Genomic DNA, 16,568 nt, shown 5'->3' on the forward strand with positions numbered 1-16,568 from the left:
ACCGGAGCGATGATCCGGACAGCCAGAAAGCATGCCCGACACATGGCAAAAGCTGAAATTGCATTTGAAGATCTGCTCGACGTCAACGCCCTGATCGCGTCCTGTGAAGCTGTTGCCCGCTCGCATTCCGGAAATCTGCTCGAGGTCCGCGCCAAGTTGCTGCCGATCCTGAAAAAGGCAAACGCCGACGCACGCGAAGTGGCACGGCTCCAGCTATTTGCTGATGGCAGCGGCATGAAATGCGCCAACAATATTTCCTGGATCCAGGACCAGTTGATCTCGGTGATTTTCAGGATCGCTGCGACCCATGTCTATCCCAAGGATACGGATGGCGTCGCTGTTGCGGCTGTCGGCGGCTATGGCCGTGGCACACTGGCGCCGGGCTCCGATATCGATCTGCTGTTCCTGATGCCGGCCAAGACGACGCCAGCGATGCACAAGGCGGTCGAGTTCGTCCTCTATCTGCTCTGGGACATCGGCTTCAAGGTTGGCCATGCGACCCGTACGGTTGAAGAGAGCATCCGGCTGTCGAAGACCGACATGACCATCCGGACGGCCATCCTCGAAACCCGCTTCGTCTGCGGCAACGAGGCACTGGTCACGGAACTGCAGCAACGCTTCGACCAGGAGGTGACCACCAACACCGCCCCCGAATTCATTGCCGCCAAGCTGGCTGAACGAGACGAGCGCCACCGCAAGGCAGGCGACAGCCGCTATCTCGTCGAGCCGAACGTCAAGGAAGGCAAGGGCGGCCTTCGTGATCTCCAGACACTCTTCTGGATTGCCAAATACAATTATCATGTGCGCGATACCGGCGAACTCGTCCGTCTCGGCGTCCTGTCGCGCCACGAATGGCGCCTCTTTCAAAAGGCGGATGATTTCCTCTGGGCCGTGCGCTGCCACATGCATTACCTGACCGGCAAGCCCGAAGAGCGCCTCTATTTCGACATTCAGCCGGAAATTGCCAAAAGCCTGGGCTATCAGGCTCGGCCTGGCCTGTCTGCCGTCGAACGCTTCATGAAACACTACTTCCTCGTCGCCAAGGATGTTGGCGATCTGACGCGGATCTTCTCCGCAGCACTGGAGGATCAGCAGGCCAAGGCCATACCCGGCATCGGCGGCATGATCGGTCGTTTCGCCAACCGTCCGCGCAAGATCGCTGGCGCTGCCGAGTTCATCGACGACCGCGGCCGCATCGCTCTGGCCGATCCGGGCGTCTTCAAGCGTGACCCGATGTCGATCATGCGCCTATTCCATGTGGCCGATATCAATGGTCTCGAATTCCATCCGGATGCCTTGAAGGCAGTGACCCGGTCGCTGTCGATGATCGACAATGAATTCCGCGAGAGCGAAGAGTCCAACCGGTTGTTTCTGGCGATACTGACGTCGCGTCGCGATCCGGGCTTCATCCTGCGCCGGATGAACGAGGCCGGCGTGCTTGGCCGCTTCATTCCGGAATTCGGCAAGATCGTCTCGATGATGCAGTTCAACATGTATCATCACTACACCGTCGACGAACATCTGATCCGCACGCTGGAAGTCCTGTCGGAGATCGACAAGGGCAAGGCGGAGGAGATCCATCCGCTCGCCAACAAGCTGATGCCGGAGATCGAGGACCGCCAGACCCTCTATGTCGCGGTGCTACTGCACGATATTGCCAAGGGACGCCAGGAAGATCATTCCGTGGCCGGCGCAAAGGTGGCGCGCAAGCTCTGCCCGCGTCTCGGCCTGTCGCCCAAGCAGACCGAAATGGTCGCCTGGCTGATCGACCAGCATCTGCTGATGTCGATGGTCGCCCAGACGCGCGACCTGCACGACCGCAAGACCATCACCGACTTTGCCGAAAAAGTGCAGTCGCTCGACCGTCTGAAAATGCTGCTGGTGTTGACCATCTGCGATATCCGCGCCGTCGGTCCGGGCGTCTGGAACGGTTGGAAGGGCCAGCTGCTGCGCACGCTCTATTACGAGACCGAGTTGCTGCTGTCCGGTGGTTTCAGCCAGGTCTCGCGCAAGGAGCGCGCCAAGCACGCCGCCGAACAGTTGACCAAGGCGCTGGAAGGCTGGAGCCAGAAGGACCAGAAGACCTATACCAAGCTCCACTACGAGCCTTATCTTCTGTCCGTGGATCTGGAGGACCAGGTTCGCCACACCCGCTTCATCCGCCAGGCGGACAAGGCGGGGCAGGCGCTCTCGACGATGGTACGGACCCATTCTTTCCATGCCATCACCGAAATTACCGTGCTGTCGCCCGACCATCCGCGTTTGCTGTCGATCATCGCCGGCGCCTGCGCGGCGGCCGGCGCCAACATTGCCGACGCGCAGATCTTCACGACATCAGACGGCCGCGCGCTCGATACCATCCTGATCAACCGGGAATTCCCGATCGACGAGGATGAAATGCGCCGCGCCGCGACCATCGGCAAGATGATCGAGGACGTGCTGTCGGGCCGCAAGCGCCTGCCGGAAGTCATTGCCACCCGCTCGAAGGGCAAGAAGAAGAACAAGACCTTTCCCGTCCAGCCGGATGTGCGCATTTCCAACACCCTGTCCAACAAGTTCACCGTCATCGAAGTCGAATGCCTCGACCGGATTGGGTTCCTGGCGGAAATCACTGCGGCTCTCGCGGACCTTTCGTTGGATATTCATTCGGCGCGCATCACCACCTTCGGTGAGAAGGTCATCGACACGTTCTATGTGATGGATCTGGTCGGCCAGAAGGTCACCAACGAAAATCGTCAGGCCAATATCGTCAACCGTTTGAAGACGGTGATGGTGGAAGGGGCCGAGGAGCCGCGTGACAAGGAAGCGCCACAGTCTTCGGCCAACGCTGCGCCGGCACAACGCAGCCCTGTGATCCAGAAGAAAGCCCGGGCCTGAATGAGCCTCGTCAAGAAATTCATGACCGTCGGCGGCGCGACGCTGGGAAGCCGTATCTTCGGCTTCGCCCGTGAAACGCTGATGGCGGCGGCGCTGGGCACCGGCCCGATCGCCGACGTGTTTTATGCCGCCTTTCGCTTCCCCAATCTGTTTCGTCGCCTCTTTGCCGAGGGTGCCTTCAACGCAGCCTTTGTGCCGCTGTTTGCCAAGGAGATCGAGGCAAATGGCATCGATGGCGCCAAGCGGTTCTCGGAAGAGGTGTTCGGCGTTCTGTTTTCGGTTCTGCTGGTCATCACCATCGGCATGCAACTGTCGATGCCGCTCTTGGTCGAATGGGTGATTGCGCCCGGCTTTGTCGACGACACCGAAAAATTCTCGCTGACGGTGCGTCTGGCGATCGTCATGTTCCCCTACCTCATGTGCATGTCGCTGACCGCCATGATGAGCGGCATGCTCAATTCGCTGCACCATTTCTTTGCAGCCGCTATCGCGCCGATCTTTCTCAACATCCTGATGATGGGAGCCCTTGGCTGGGCGCTCTGGACGGGGTCCGATCCGTCGCTGACCGCCTGGTATTTGTCCTGGTCTGTGTTGGCCGCAGGTCTCCTGCAGCTTGCCGTGGTCTATCTCGGTGTCCGCCATGCCGGGATCAAGATCGGCTTTCGCCGGCCGCGTTATACGCCAAACGTCAAGCGCCTTCTGGTTCTGGCCATTCCGGCGGCCGTCACGGGCGGCATTACCCAGATCAACCAGTTGATCGGCCAGGCGATCGCCTCGGGCAAGGAAGGCGCGATTTCCGCCCTTCAATATGCCGACCGCATCTACCAGTTGCCGCTGGGGGTTGTAGGCGTTGCCGTGGGCATCGTGCTGCTGCCAGAACTTGCGCGTGCGCTCAAAGGTGGCTTCATGAAAGAGGCCGGCAACCTGCAGAACCGCTCGATCGAATTCGTTCTCTTCCTGACGCTGCCGGCCGCTGCCGCGATCTGGGTCCTGTCCGACGAAATCATCCGCGTGCTCTACGAGCGCGGCGCCTTCACCGAGCAGAACACCGCGGTCGTCGCTGGCATCCTTGCCATCTATGGCATAGGCCTGCCGGGTTTCGTGCTGATCAAGGCGCTGCAGCCGGGTTATTATGCCCGCGAGGATACGAAGACACCGATGCGCTTCACCATGATCTCGGTGGCGCTGAATACCGGCCTTGCCATCACGCTTTTCCCCCTTTTCGAGGAAAGTGGCATTGCGATTGCCGAAGCGGCTGCGGGCTGGACCAATACGGTCCTGCTGTTTTCGGTTCTGCTGTGGCGCGGCCATCTGGTCTTCGAATGGGCGTTGATCACGCGTACGCTGCGCCTGATCCTGGCGTCCGCTGTCATGGCAGGGGCGTTGGTTTACCTATCGGATCGCTGGAGTAGTTCACTGATGCCGTCCAGTTCGCTGGTCGAGCAGGTCTCGACCTTGGCCTTGCTGATTGTCATCGCAATGCCGGTCTATTTCGCCACAGCCTTCCTGATCGGGGGCGCGGACTTCGGCATGATCCGGCGCAACATCAAGCGCAAGCCCAAGGCTTGAAATCTTGGTCCAGCTCTAACAGTGCACCCATCGGCGTTTTGGGCCGATATCCACATGCACCATGCCATTGCAGTAACGCCCGATGCCGCCAATGCCGGGTGCGCTTGCGGCCGCCGCCAGTATTTTGCGCTCCGGCACGCCGGGCACACGGATATCGGCGGCATAGCAGCGACTGTGTTGAGATCGGCCCGACCGCGGCCGGTGCCCGGATGTGACCATCGGCTGCCCCCCCGTCTGTCTTGCGATATGGGCAAGGATAGCCCGCAGCTTGGTCGGAAAACAGCTCGCGCGGACGCTGATGCGTTGCAGAGTGTAAGTATTGCTATAGTCATTCTTCGGCATGAAGAAGTGCCGTTTTTTGGCGTCTACTGCACTTGCCGTTGAATGCAGAGTGAACGTCAAAAAACAGCCAAAAACGAGGCATGAAAACACGCGCATGATGACTCTCCGGAAAATAAGTTTCAAGTAAGACTATCAAGACTGTGCCGCTTGGTTTTTTATTTCTAAAATTGTGTCAAATTTGAAGCGCATTTGCCTTTACATGGTCGAAGGTAGTGATTCGCCTGGGAGGGCGAGATCTTGCGTTGAAGGCGCCGGCCAGCCTAAGACGGTTTGCGCATCTGAGCCGAGGAGTAGCCATGACCGCCCGTTCCCTGTTTTTGATCTCGCTTCTGGTTGATGACTACGACCGGGCGAAGGGCTTCTATTGCGACGGTCTCGGTTTTGACTGCGTGGAAGATAGCCTGCAGCCGGAAGGCAAGCGCTGGCTCGTGGTCAAGCCGCCCGGCGGCGACGGGGCCGGCATTCTGTTGGCCAAGGCGGAGGGCGAGGCTCAGAAAGCGGCGATCGGCAATCAGGCCGGTGGCCGCGTTGGTTTCTTTCTGAGAACCGATGATTTTGCCCGCGACCATTCCCGCATGCTGGCGCATGGCGTTGAGTTCCGCGAGGAGCCGCGTCATGAGGTCTATGGCACGGTTGCGGTCTTTGCCGATCTCTACGGCAATCTCTGGGATCTGATCGAGCCCACCCCGCAAAAGTGAGAGCTTGCCCGCAAAAGTGAGAGCTTGATTGCCGGCCATCTGCCGTGCATAAGCCGATCAAACACGCGATCGAAAGATCGGGCCCTCCACCAGCCTGTTGAGGACAATCATGGGTGAGTTCAAGCCGCTGGTTTTTTCCGGCGTTCAGCCGACCGGCAATCTCCATCTCGGCAACTATCTCGGCGCGATCCGCAAGTTCGTGGCGCTACAGGAAAACAACGACTGCATGTACTGCGTCGTCGACCTGCATGCGCTGACCGCGCAGCTTGTCCATGATGACATGCCGAGCCAGATCCGTTCCATTACCGCAGCCTTCCTGGCCGCCGGCATCGACCCGAAGCAGCATATCGTCTTCAACCAGTCGCAGGTGCCGCAGCATGCTGAACTGGCCTGGATCTTCAATTGCGTCGCCCGCCTTGGCTGGATGAACCGCATGACCCAGTTCAAGGACAAGGCCGGCAAGGATCGCGAGCAGGCCTCGCTTGGTCTCTATGCCTATCCGAGCCTGATGGCGGCCGACATTCTCGTCTACCGCGCCACCCATGTGCCTGTCGGCGAAGACCAGAAGCAACATCTGGAACTGACCCGCGACATCGCCATGAAGTTCAACATCGACTTCATGGACAAGATCCGCCCGACCGGCCTCGGCATCGACATCACCGTCGGCGAAGAGCCGGTCCATGCCTATTTCCCCATGGTCGAGCCGCTGATCGATGGTCCGGCGCCGCGCGTCATGAGCCTCAAGGACGGCACCAAGAAGATGTCGAAGTCCGATCCGTCGGACCTGTCACGCATCAACCTGATGGATGATGCGGACGCGATTTCGCGCAAGATCCGCAAGGCCAAGACAGATCCGGATGCGCTTCCGAGCGAAGTCGACGGCCTGAAGGGCCGTCCGGAAGCCGACAACCTGGTTGGCATATTTGCAGCCCTCGCCGACAAGACCAAGGCGGAGGTTCTCGGCGAATTCGGTGGCCAGCAGTTCTCGGTGTTCAAACCGGCCCTGGTCGACCTCTCGATTGAGGTTCTGGCGCCGATCAATGCAGAAATGCGTCGTCTGATGGCGGATCCTTCCTATATCGATTCGGTGCTGCGCGACGGCGGAGCAAGGGCGCGAGAGCGTGCCGAAAAGACGATGAACGAAGTCCGCGACATCATCGGTTTCGTGCGTTAAGGTCTGACGGAATTTCGGCTGGGTCGTCCGGAACCAGCCGTCATGTCCTTGAATGTTCATGATCCGGAGGCGGGGTTCTTTATGGTATCAACACGCCTGTCACGTCTTGAAGGTCACCGCCGCAAGTTCATGGCGGTGATTGATAATACCCCGGAATGCTCCCGCGCAGTCCATTATGCCGGAAAGCGCGCCAAGAACTCCAACGGCGGGCTTGTGCTGATCTATGTGATCCCGGAAGGCGATTTCCAGCAATGGCTGGGCGTCGAGGAAATCATGCGGGCCGAGGCTCGGGAAGAGGCCGAATCGATCATGGCCAAGTCGGCCCAGACGGTGCGCGAGACGATCGGCATCGAGCCGGAAATCGTCATTCGCGAAGGCGGCGCCTATACCGAGATCAACAGTCTGATCGATGAGGACCGCGATATCGCCATTCTCGTGCTGGCTGCGGGCTCGACGAAGGAAGGCCCCGGACCGCTGGTATCGATGATTGCAGGGCGCGGTGCCGCATTCCCGATCCCGGTCACGGTCCTGCCCGATTCGCTGACCGATGAAGAAATCGACGCATTGTGCTGACCTGAGGCTGCCCTTGCCACTTGAATGGTGCGGGCAATGCGCTTATTTTCTTTTGAAGAATTCTAAACTTTAGCGGTGGTCGCACCGCGTGGAGACCATCATGTTCATCCAGACCGAAGCCACTCCCAATCCTGCAACGCTGAAGTTTTTGCCGGGCAAGGTTGTCATGGAAAGCGGTACGGCCGAGTTCCGCGATGCCGACAGCGCCGGCGTTTCGCCGCTTGCTGCCCGCATTTTCCAGATACCGGGCGTGACCGGCGTCTTCTTCGGCTACGACTTCGTCACCGTCAGCAAGGAAGGACCGGAATGGCAGCATCTGAAGCCGGCGATCCTCGGCACCATCATGGAGCATTTCATGAGCGGCGCGCCGGTCATGGGCTCGGCGGCCGTTGCCAATGATGCCGATGGCGACGAAGAGTTCTTTGAAGCCGGCGATGAAACAATTGTCGCGACCATCAAGGAACTGCTCGAAACCCGTGTGCGTCCCGCGGTTGCCCAGGACGGTGGCGACATCACGTTCCGCGGCTTCAAGAACGGTACCGTGTTCCTCAACATGAAGGGTTCCTGTGCCGGGTGCCCATCGTCCACGGCGACCCTGAAGCATGGCGTCCAGAACCTTCTGCGTCACTTCGTGCCGGAAGTGCAGGAAGTCGAGGCGGTCTGAGCCGCCTGTCCGGAGTGAGCATGATTGTTCTGGCGATCGATACGGCAGGCGTGGATTGCGCGGTCGCTGTCTATGATGGTGCCACAGGCCGTGTGCTTGGCAGCGTTTCCGAGACGATCGGGCGCGGCCATGCAGAACGCCTGATCGCGATGATCGACGAGGCGCTGGGCAAAGCCGGTCTGACGCTGTCCGAAATAGAGCGTGTTGCGGTCACGGTTGGGCCGGGCTCTTTTACCGGAATTCGCGTAGGCGTGGCCGCCGCCCGCGGTCTGGCGCTGGCGCTTGGCATCGAATGTGTCGGTGTGTCTACGCTGTCGGTCCTTGGTAATCTGCCTGCACTGAAATCTTCATCGAAATCTTCCCGGACGGTATTGGCCGCGATGAATGCGCACAGGGAAGAAATCTATGCGCAGACATTCGAAAATGGCGAGCCAAGCGATGAACCCCGCGTGCTTGCGCTTGATGATTTCCTGGCTCAGGCGACACCCGATACGGTGACAGTGGTCGGTTCTGCGATGGCCCTGCTGGCTGACAGAGCGGCTCAAACCGAGCCGGATCACTTTCCGATTGAGATCGTGGCAGCGCTCGGCGCAAGGGCGAAAGCTCAGGGCAAGCCGAAGCCGCTTTATTTGCGCGGACCCGATGCCAAGCCGCAGACCGGTTTTGCGGTCTCCAGAGCCTGACGCCTATTGCCCACACGAGGGTAAAGGTCTGCGGATATGCATCGACACAACGAACATGGGTGCTCAGCATGAACGTGTTCATGTTGGTATGCCTCACAATGCAGAGCCTCGAGAATGCGCGATACACTGTTTTACCGTCAGCCTGAATTCGAACTCGTGCCCATGGCATCCGAGCATTGCGCGGCGGTGGCGGCGCTGCATTCTCAGCGCTTTGCAAAGGCTTGGGGAGACGGTGAATTCCTGAGCCTGCTGCTCCAGCCGAACTCCTTCGGCTTCGTGGCCTGGCAGACAAATACGCTGATTTTCAAGGCGCCGCTGGCAGGCTTCGTACTGGCGCGCGAAGTGGCGGGGGAAGCCGAGATCCTGACGATAGCCGTTAATGACAAGATGGCGCGGTTCGGCCTGGGCTGGCGTCTGATGCAGGCCGCCATGCGGGAAGCCCGCAATCGCGGTGGCGAGGCCATGTTTCTCGAGGTCGATGACGGCAATGCTGCGGCGCTTGGCCTTTACCGCAAGCTCGGCTTTGAAAAGGCCGGCGAACGGCCGGCATACTACACAGATGAATTTGGCCGTCGGTCCTCCGCGCTTGTCATGCGTCGCGATCTTCGGTAGTCCGTCGGATAGACCAACCGAACTTGCGGATATCCTGGGCTCATGACCGACGCCATCAAATCGCTGGAAGCGCTTTGTGCCGAACGTGGCATGCGCATGACCGAACAGCGTCGTGTGATTGCCCGGATCCTTGAGGAATCGGACGATCATCCGGACGTGGAGGAACTGTATCGTCGCTCCTCCAAGGTGGATGCCAAGATCTCCATCTCGACGGTTTATCGCACGGTCAAGCTGTTCGAGGATGCCGGCATTATCGAACGCCATGATTTCCGTGACGGCCGTTCGCGCTACGAAACCGTGCCGGACGAGCATCACGATCACCTGATCGACCTGAAGACTGGTGTGGTGGTCGAGTTTCATTCGCCGGAAATCGAGGCCCTGCAGGAGCGTATTGCCCGTGAACACGGCTTTCGCCTCGTCGGCCATCGTCTGGAACTCTACGGCATTCCGCTCGCGCAGGACGAGAAATAGGCCCATGCCCTCAGGCGAAATGTGGCTCGCATGATCAACTGGCTGCGTATCATCCTGGCATTCATCGTGCTGATTGCTGCCTCGTTGCTGGTGATCCCGATCCAGCTTCTGGCACTTCGTTTCAAATGGCGATTGCGCCGCAGCCTGCCAGGGTTCTGGCACAGGGCAACATTGCGCGCGCTGGGCATTCGCGTTCATGTCCACGGGCAGCTCGATCCGAACCGGCCTCTGATGATCGCCGCCAATCATGCATCCTGGAAAGACATTCTCGTACTCGGCTCACTCGCCGACGTCACCTTCATCGCAAAGACGGAGGTCGCCTCCTGGCCGCTCTTCGGCGCCCTGGCAAAGCTGCAGAACACGATCTTCATCGCCCGCGAGGAAAAGCGACGCACCGGCGATCAGGTCAACGAAATCGCCGGGCGCATGGCCGATGGCGAGATCGTGGTCTTGTTTCCCGAGGGCACGACGTCCGACGGCAATCGCGTTCTCAACGTGAAATCCTCGCTGTTTGGTGCAGCCGCCGCCGCCTTGCCCGAACAAGGGGAGGGCGGGGTTCATGTGCAGCCGGTGGCCATTGCCTATACCCGTGTTCAGGGCATGCCGATGGGCCGCTATCACCGCCCGATCGCCGGTTGGCCGGGCGATACGGGTCTTAGAGAATCGCTTCTCGGCGTCCTGAAAGCCGGCGCAATCGATGTCGATGTAACTTTTGGAGAGAGCGTGAAATTCGCCAGGGGCGATAGCCGCAAGCACCTGGCCGCGCAGATCGAGACGCGCCTGCGTGCCATGTTGCTCGCCCATCTGCGTGGCCGGCACAAGCGCTGACGGAGTATTTTGATTTTTCGGTTTAATCGCGCCGCGAAAACCACTAAATAGCGGCCATGACCCAGGACACAGCGATCATTCCCGCAAACCAGCAGCCCGGCGCCAATGCGCGCAAGGTCTTCATCAAGACCTATGGCTGTCAGATGAATGTCTATGACAGCGGGCGCATGGCGGATGCGCTTGCAGCCGACGGCTATGTCTCGACCGAGGTTATGGAAGACGCCGATCTCGTTCTGCTCAATACCTGTCATATCCGTGAAAAGGCAGCGGAAAAGGTCTATTCGGCCCTGGGTCGTCTGCGCGAAACGAAGAAGGCGCGTGCGGCCGAAGGTCGTGAATTCATGATCGGCGTGGCCGGTTGCGTCGCCCAGGCCGAGGGCGAGGAGATCTCCCGTCGCGAGCCGTCCGTCGATGTCGTCATCGGCCCGCAAACCTACCACCGCCTGCCGCAGGCTCTGCACCGCGCCCGCGCCGGTGAGCGTGTGGTCGATACGGAATATGCCCTGGAGGACAAGTTTGAACACCTGCCGGCTCCCGTTAAAGTGCCCGGCAAGCCGCGTAACGTGACGGCGTTTCTGACCGTGCAGGAAGGCTGCGACAAGTTCTGTACCTTCTGTGTCGTGCCGTATACCCGCGGCTCTGAGGTCTCACGCCCACTTGCCCAGCTTCTCACCGAGGCCCGCAAGCTTGTCGATACCGGCGTGCGCGAACTGACCCTGCTTGGCCAGAACGTCAATGCCTGGCATGGCGAAGATGAAGAGGGCAGGGCAATCGGCCTCGGTGATCTGCTGTACCGTCTGGCCGAAACACCGGGTCTTGCGCGCCTGCGCTACACCACCAGCCATCCGCGCGACATGGATGATCGGCTGATCGATGCCCATCGCGACCTGCGCATGCTGATGCCCTATCTGCATCTGCCGGTCCAGGCGGGTTCGGACAGGATCCTGAAGGCGATGAACCGTCGCCACAAGGCGTCGGAATACATCGCGCTGATCGAGCGCATTCGCGCGGTGCGACCCGATATTGCCCTGTCGGGCGATTTCATCGTCGGCTTCCCAGGCGAGACGGATCAGGATTTCGAAGACACGATGAACCTGGTAAGGCAGGTGAATTATGCCCAGGCCTATTCGTTCAAGTATTCGACGCGGCCGGGCACGCCCGGTGCCGATTTGCCGGATCATGTCCCGGAAGACGTCAAGACGGAACGCCTCGCTCGGCTGCAGGAATTGCTGCTCGAACAGCAGCAGGCCTTTTCCCGATCGATGATCGGGCGTACCATGGATCTGCTGCTGGAAAAGCCGGGGCGCATGCCCGGACAATTAATCGGTCGCTCGCCATGGCTGCAGTCTGTGAATGTTGATGCAATGTCTTCGAAAATCGGTGACATTATACAGGTACGAATCACCGCAGCCGGCCCAAACAGCTTGTTTGCCGAGGTGGCAGAGGGTTAGAGTGAGGGCCTGAACCTGATCGACACAGGAGCCTGAACGCTTGAACGCAACAGAAGTGATTTCCTCACCCTCGCGCAATGTCCGTACTACTGCGACCGACGCCAATCACTTCATCTTGACGTTCGAGAACAACCGGCTTGCGAGTGAGCTCTTTGGTCAATTCGACCAGCATCTCAAACTTCTCGAACAGCGTCTGCAGATCGAAGCTCGTGCCCGCGGCAATTCAGTTTCGATTTCCGGTGACCTGCTAGCAACCAATCAGGCCCGCCGGGCGCTCGATTTCCTCTATGCCCGTCTGCAGAGCGGCGGCTCGGTCGAATTGTCCGACGTCGAAGGCGCCATCCGCATGGCGGTTGCCGCTGACGATCAGTTGAGCCTGCCGACACTGGAGCGCAAGGCCAAGCTGTCGATGGCGCAGATTTCGACACGCAAGAAGACCATCGCTGCTCGCACGCCAACCCAGGACGCCTATATGCGTGCGCTGGATCGCTCTGAAATGGTCTTCGGCGTCGGCCCGGCCGGCACCGGCAAGACCTATCTCGCGGTCGCCCATGCGGCCCAATTGCTGGAGCGCGGTCTTGTTGATCGCATTGTCCTGACCCGTCCGGCGGTCGAAGCCGGCGAACGTCTCGGCTTCCTCCCGGGCGATCTGAAGGAGAAGGTCGATCCCTATCTGCGGCCCCTCTACGATGCGCTGTACGACATGATCCCCGGCGACAAGGTTGAGCGCGCCATCACCGCTGGCGTCATCGAAATCGCCCCCCTTGCCTTCATGCGCGGCCGTACGCTTGCCAATGCCGCCATCATCCTCGATGAGGCGCAGAACACCACATCGATGCAGATGAAGATGTTCCTCACCCGTCTCGGCGAAAACGGCCGCATGATCATCACCGGCGACCCGAGCCAGATCGACTTGCCGCGCGGCGTGACCTCGGGACTGGTCGAAGCCTTGCAGATCCTCAAGGAAGTCGAGGGTGTCTCGATCGTTCGCTTCAAGGATACCGACGTCGTCCGCCATCCCCTGGTTGGCCGGATTGTTCGAGCCTATGACGCGAAGTATGTTGTTGCAGAAGAAAGCGAGTAGACCGGCCATTGAGGTCTGCCACACGGACGATGCAGCAATTGGATATACAGATCGCCATTGAGGCGGAGGGTTGGGCTGAAGAGGACGCGCTGGAGGCATTGGCCATGCGCGTTCTCGGGCTCGCAGGCACCTATCTTCGCGACAAGGAAGGCCAGCCCTTTCCGCCGCAGCCAGCCGAGCTTTCACTCGTGTTCGGTGATGACGCGATGATCCGCGAGATCAATGCAGAATGGCGCGGCAAGGACAAGCCGACCAATGTCCTGTCCTTTCCCGCTTTTCCGGTCACGCCGGGCAAGATGCCAGGCCCGATGCTGGGCGATATCATTATCGCCCGCGAGACCGTCGAGCGTGAAGCGGTCGAGCTGGAGAAGAGCTTCGAGGATCATTTGACCCATCTGATGGTCCACGGATTCCTGCACCTTTTCGGCTACGATCACATCGAGACGAAAGACGCCGAACAAATGGAAGCGCTTGAGACTCGCATTTTGAACGAACTTGGCCTATCTGACCCCTATGCGGGACAAGACCCGATCTGATAGTTTGGAACAATGAGCGATTTTGCGACGAGAACGGCCCCAGAGGCCAATGAGGGTTCGGAGGGTTCTTCCTCCGATGACGGCAGTAGTCCTTCGCGAGCGGAAAGCTCGCCCCGACAATCCACCTCTTTTTGGACACGCATTGCCCGGCTGCTGAGGCCGTCGACTTCGACAAGCCTGCGCGAGGACCTGACCGACGCGCTGAAGGCAGATGCGACGCTGGGGGAAGCGTTCACCGCTGAAGAACGCGCGATGCTGCACAACATCCTCCGCTTCCGCGAGGTGCGTGTCGAAGATATCATGGTGCCGCGCGTCGACATCGAGGCGGTGGACCACAATGTCACCATTGGCGAGTTGATGACCATCTTCGAGGTTTCAGGTCGGTCGCGTATGCCGGTTTATGCCGACACGCTCGACGATCCTCGAGGCATGATCCACATCCGCGATCTTCTGTCCTACGTCACCAAGCAGGCGAGGAACCGTCGCCGCATTGCGGCTGCCCGCACGGCTGCGGGAAATACCGACAAGGCGGAAAAGGCTGATGGCAGAAGCGACAAGGCAAAGCCGAAAGTCGATTTCGACTTGGCGCGTATCGATCTCAGCAAGACGGTTGCCGAAGCAGGCATCATCCGGTCGATCCTGTTCGTGCCGCCCTCGATGCTTGCCTCCGACCTGATGAGCCGTATGCAGGCGGCCCGCACCCAGATGGCGCTGGTCATCGACGAGTATGGTGGCACGGACGGCCTGGTCAGCCATGAGGACATTGTCGAAATGGTGATCGGCGACGTCGAGGACGAACACGACGATGAAGAAGTCATGTTCACCCGTATTTCCGACGACGTGCTGGTGACCGACGCCCGTGTCGAGCTGGAAGAGATCGCAGAGGCGATCGGGCCGGATTTTGATATTCGGGACCGGCTGGAAGACGTTGACACACTGGGTGGCCTCATATTTTCGGCCCTGGGGCGCATTCCGGCGCGCGGTGAAGTTGTTCAGGCCCTTGCCGGTTTCGAGTTCCATATTCTCGATGCCGATCCGCGCCGGATCAAGCGTGTACGCATCGTCCGCAAGCGTGCCGCCGCACGCCGCCGCACGGCCAAGGGTGAGGGGGAATCCGCTGTCGAGCCGAAGTCGGCGCGCGGCAGAAAGCCGGCAGACAACGCCGAACGCCCCGTGGCGGACAATAGCGCAGCGCCCTGATCACGCGCCGATCCGCGAAGGCCAAACTATGTCCCGCGGAATGCGGGACATTCCCTCCGAATTTTGGAACACTGCGCGACAATGATTCGCTCAGAGGGGATGCGCATGGAACGGCTAGCGGGTGGAGTCTTACTCCTGTGGGGCGTAAGGCGCGCGGCACTTGCTGTCCTTGCCGGTGCGATTGCCGCACTGGCTCTTCCGCCGATCGGCTTCTTTGCTGCGATGTTCGTGTCTTTCACGCTGCTGGTCTGGTTGATCGACGGCACCACCGGCAATCCGGAGCGCAACAATTCGCTCGGCCTGCGCTCCGCTTTCACGCTCGGCTGGCTTTTCGGTTTCGGCTATTTTGTCGCCGGCCTCTGGTGGCTTGGCAATGCGCTGCTTCTGGAGGCGGATGAGTTCGCCTGGGCTCTGCCTCTGGCGATCTTCGGCCTGCCGGCGGTGCTGGCGATCTTCTACGGTCTCGCAACCGCAATCGCACGCCTTCTCTGGTCCGATGGGGTCGGCCGCATTGCGGCCCTTGCAGCTGGCTTCGGCTTTGCCGAATGGCTGCGGAGCGTCGTTGCCACCGGCTTTCCCTGGAATGCCATCGGCTACGGTGCCATGCCGAACTCCTTGATGATGCAATCGGTCCATGTGCTTGGCACATTTGGCGTGTCGGCGCTTGCTGTCTTTGTCTTTGCCACACCCGCGCTGCTGGGAACGCGCAAGGGCCTTGTGCCCGGCATCGTTCTGGCTGTTGGCCTTGTCGGCGCGCATCTGGGGTTCGGGGCCTATCGTCTTTATCTGGCGCCGTCGCTGCCCCTGATGGACAAGCCGGTGACAGTGCGCCTTGTGCAGCCGGCGATCGACCAGTCACAGAAACTCGAAAACACCGATCGGGTTGAGATCTTCGAAAAACACCTGGCCCTCACTGCCGCCCCGCCCGCGGAAGGAAAGCCGCGGCCGGATGTGATCGTCTGGCCGGAGACCTCCGTGCCGTTCATCCTGACGGAGAATCCCGACGCCCTGGTGCGCATCGCCGATGTGTTGCAGGAGGGGCAGGTGTTGCTGGCCGGAGCCGTGCGCTCCGAAGTCCAGGGCGCTGGCCTGCCGCCGCGCTATTATAACTCGGTCTACATGATCGATGATAAGGGCCAGATCCTCGGTGCATCCGACAAGGTGCATCTGACACCGTTCGGAGAATACGTTCCGTTCGAGACATTGTTGCGTCAGTTCGGCATCGAGGAATTGATCAGCCTACCCGGCGGCTTCTCGCCGGCCGTCAGCCGCACGGTTCTGACTTTGCCCTCCGGGCTCGGGCTCTATCCGCTGATCTGCTACGAGATCATTTTCCCGGGCGAGATCGCGCCGGGACTGGGGGGTGCCAAGGCGATATTGAACATCACCAATGATGCCTGGTTCGGAAAGACGCCAGGCCCCTATCAGCACTTTCTCCAGGCGCGAATCCGCGCGGTGGAAATGGGTGTTTCTGTGGTCCGTGACGCCAACAACGGCATTTCAGCCATCATCGACCCCTTGGGGCGGATCGTCGACGGTCTTTCTCTCGGTGCCGAAGGTGCCGTTGATACAACCCTGAGTGTGGACAATGTGCCGATATCGGCATCGTGGCGCCACAACCTAAACTTTTGGTTGGTTTTCGGATCTCTTGCTTTGTGGGCCCTGATTTCTCGCATGGGTTTTATTAGGGGAAAGAATTGACCAAAAACCCCTAAAATTGCATAGTAGTCGTGACCGTAAGTCTGCAAGTATGCTGAAAGCTCCTGGACGGCGAGTGCAACGTATCGTTTTGGGTACTTGGGGGTA

Annotated in this window: 16 protein-coding genes; 15 read left to right on the top strand and 1 reads right to left on the bottom strand. The window is 59.9% G+C overall.

Annotation, left to right across the window (positions count from 1 at the left end; all coding sequences use genetic code 11):
• The first annotated feature begins 9 nt into the window (after positions 1–9).
• Positions 10–2,877, top strand: a complete 2,868-nt coding sequence (locus LQ231_RS04415; RefSeq protein WP_290371342.1) for a [protein-PII] uridylyltransferase — start codon at positions 10–12, stop codon at positions 2,875–2,877.
• Positions 2,878–4,446, top strand: coding sequence for a murein biosynthesis integral membrane protein MurJ (gene murJ, locus LQ231_RS04420; protein ID WP_230170438.1), 1,569 nt, complete (start codon positions 2,878–2,880; stop codon positions 4,444–4,446).
• Positions 4,447–4,461: 15 nt separating this feature from the next.
• Here the strand turns inward: murJ and LQ231_RS04425 are convergent, their stop codons facing one another.
• Positions 4,462–4,884, bottom strand: coding sequence for a DUF882 domain-containing protein (locus tag LQ231_RS04425; RefSeq protein WP_230170439.1), 423 nt, complete (start codon positions 4,882–4,884; stop codon positions 4,462–4,464).
• A gap of 200 nt (positions 4,885–5,084) precedes the next feature.
• Between LQ231_RS04425 and LQ231_RS04430 the strand changes: the two genes are divergently transcribed.
• The 13 genes from LQ231_RS04430 (at position 5,085) to lnt (ending at position 16,463) form a co-directional block, all read left to right on the top strand.
• On the top strand, positions 5,085–5,486 hold the full coding sequence (locus tag LQ231_RS04430) for a VOC family protein (RefSeq protein ID WP_230170440.1): 402 nt from the start codon (positions 5,085–5,087) through the stop codon (positions 5,484–5,486).
• A gap of 109 nt (positions 5,487–5,595) precedes the next feature.
• Complete coding sequence (trpS, locus tag LQ231_RS04435; protein ID WP_230170441.1) at positions 5,596–6,660, top strand: tryptophan--tRNA ligase; 1,065 nt, start codon at positions 5,596–5,598, stop codon at positions 6,658–6,660.
• An 81-nt stretch (positions 6,661–6,741) separates the two neighbouring features.
• A complete protein-coding gene (locus tag LQ231_RS04440; protein WP_230173241.1) occupies positions 6,742–7,233 on the top strand; it encodes a universal stress protein in 492 nt (163 codons plus the stop codon).
• 100 nt (positions 7,234–7,333) lie between these two features.
• Positions 7,334–7,897: a NifU family protein gene (locus LQ231_RS04445; RefSeq protein ID WP_113143082.1), complete on the top strand. Its 564-nt coding sequence runs from the start codon at positions 7,334–7,336 to the stop codon at positions 7,895–7,897.
• Between the two features lie 20 nt (positions 7,898–7,917).
• The gene (tsaB, locus tag LQ231_RS04450; protein ID WP_230170442.1) at positions 7,918–8,580 is read left to right on the top strand and encodes a tRNA (adenosine(37)-N6)-threonylcarbamoyltransferase complex dimerization subunit type 1 TsaB; all 663 of its coding nucleotides are present in this window, start codon (positions 7,918–7,920) and stop codon (positions 8,578–8,580) included.
• 114 nt (positions 8,581–8,694) lie between these two features.
• Positions 8,695–9,192 carry an N-acetyltransferase gene (locus tag LQ231_RS04455; RefSeq protein WP_230170443.1) on the top strand — a complete coding sequence of 166 codons (498 nt, stop codon included), beginning with the start codon at positions 8,695–8,697 and terminating at the stop codon, positions 9,190–9,192.
• A gap of 42 nt (positions 9,193–9,234) precedes the next feature.
• A complete protein-coding gene (locus LQ231_RS04460) occupies positions 9,235–9,663 on the top strand; it encodes a Fur family transcriptional regulator (RefSeq protein ID WP_113143085.1) in 429 nt (142 codons plus the stop codon).
• A 30-nt stretch (positions 9,664–9,693) separates the two neighbouring features.
• Positions 9,694–10,491, top strand: coding sequence for a 1-acyl-sn-glycerol-3-phosphate acyltransferase (locus LQ231_RS04465; protein WP_230170444.1), 798 nt, complete (start codon positions 9,694–9,696; stop codon positions 10,489–10,491).
• Between the two features lie 56 nt (positions 10,492–10,547).
• Positions 10,548–11,942: a tRNA (N6-isopentenyl adenosine(37)-C2)-methylthiotransferase MiaB gene (gene miaB / locus LQ231_RS04470; protein WP_230170445.1), complete on the top strand. Its 1,395-nt coding sequence runs from the start codon at positions 10,548–10,550 to the stop codon at positions 11,940–11,942.
• Positions 11,943–11,982: 40 nt separating this feature from the next.
• Positions 11,983–13,026 carry a PhoH family protein gene (locus LQ231_RS04475; protein ID WP_113143088.1) on the top strand — a complete coding sequence of 348 codons (1,044 nt, stop codon included), beginning with the start codon at positions 11,983–11,985 and terminating at the stop codon, positions 13,024–13,026.
• Between the two features lie 29 nt (positions 13,027–13,055).
• The gene (gene ybeY, locus LQ231_RS04480; RefSeq protein WP_230170446.1) at positions 13,056–13,562 is read left to right on the top strand and encodes an rRNA maturation RNase YbeY; all 507 of its coding nucleotides are present in this window, start codon (positions 13,056–13,058) and stop codon (positions 13,560–13,562) included.
• A 12-nt stretch (positions 13,563–13,574) separates the two neighbouring features.
• The gene (locus LQ231_RS04485) at positions 13,575–14,762 is read left to right on the top strand and encodes a hemolysin family protein (RefSeq protein ID WP_230170447.1); all 1,188 of its coding nucleotides are present in this window, start codon (positions 13,575–13,577) and stop codon (positions 14,760–14,762) included.
• Between the two features lie 105 nt (positions 14,763–14,867).
• Complete coding sequence (gene lnt, locus LQ231_RS04490) at positions 14,868–16,463, top strand: apolipoprotein N-acyltransferase (protein ID WP_230170448.1); 1,596 nt, start codon at positions 14,868–14,870, stop codon at positions 16,461–16,463.
• The last annotated feature ends 105 nt before the right edge of the window (positions 16,464–16,568 follow it).

Origin of the sequence: Rhizobium sp. CECT 9324, from assembly GCF_918741265.1 — a bacterium.
Lineage (GTDB): Bacteria > Pseudomonadota > Alphaproteobacteria > Rhizobiales > Rhizobiaceae > Allorhizobium.

What these genes read in the sequence shown, in the direction of transcription:
- LQ231_RS04415 (WP_290371342.1), top strand. Translation starts at nt 10, where the DNA reads ATGATCCGGACAGCCAGAAAGCATGCCCGACACATGGCAAAAGCTGAA.
- murJ (WP_230170438.1), top strand. Translation starts at nt 2,878, where the DNA reads ATGAGCCTCGTCAAGAAATTCATGACCGTCGGCGGCGCGACGCTGGGA.
- LQ231_RS04425 (WP_230170439.1), bottom strand. Translation starts at nt 4,884, where the DNA reads ATGCGCGTGTTTTCATGCCTCGTTTTTGGCTGTTTTTTGACGTTCACT.
- LQ231_RS04430 (WP_230170440.1), top strand. Translation starts at nt 5,085, where the DNA reads ATGACCGCCCGTTCCCTGTTTTTGATCTCGCTTCTGGTTGATGACTAC.
- trpS (WP_230170441.1), top strand. Translation starts at nt 5,596, where the DNA reads ATGGGTGAGTTCAAGCCGCTGGTTTTTTCCGGCGTTCAGCCGACCGGC.
- LQ231_RS04440 (WP_230173241.1), top strand. Translation starts at nt 6,742, where the DNA reads ATGGTATCAACACGCCTGTCACGTCTTGAAGGTCACCGCCGCAAGTTC.
- LQ231_RS04445 (WP_113143082.1), top strand. Translation starts at nt 7,334, where the DNA reads ATGTTCATCCAGACCGAAGCCACTCCCAATCCTGCAACGCTGAAGTTT.
- tsaB (WP_230170442.1), top strand. Translation starts at nt 7,918, where the DNA reads ATGATTGTTCTGGCGATCGATACGGCAGGCGTGGATTGCGCGGTCGCT.
- LQ231_RS04455 (WP_230170443.1), top strand. Translation starts at nt 8,695, where the DNA reads ATGCGCGATACACTGTTTTACCGTCAGCCTGAATTCGAACTCGTGCCC.
- LQ231_RS04460 (WP_113143085.1), top strand. Translation starts at nt 9,235, where the DNA reads ATGACCGACGCCATCAAATCGCTGGAAGCGCTTTGTGCCGAACGTGGC.
- LQ231_RS04465 (WP_230170444.1), top strand. Translation starts at nt 9,694, where the DNA reads ATGATCAACTGGCTGCGTATCATCCTGGCATTCATCGTGCTGATTGCT.
- miaB (WP_230170445.1), top strand. Translation starts at nt 10,548, where the DNA reads ATGACCCAGGACACAGCGATCATTCCCGCAAACCAGCAGCCCGGCGCC.
- ybeY (WP_230170446.1), top strand. Translation starts at nt 13,056, where the DNA reads ATGCAGCAATTGGATATACAGATCGCCATTGAGGCGGAGGGTTGGGCT.
- LQ231_RS04485 (WP_230170447.1), top strand. Translation starts at nt 13,575, where the DNA reads ATGAGCGATTTTGCGACGAGAACGGCCCCAGAGGCCAATGAGGGTTCG.
- lnt (WP_230170448.1), top strand. Translation starts at nt 14,868, where the DNA reads ATGGAACGGCTAGCGGGTGGAGTCTTACTCCTGTGGGGCGTAAGGCGC.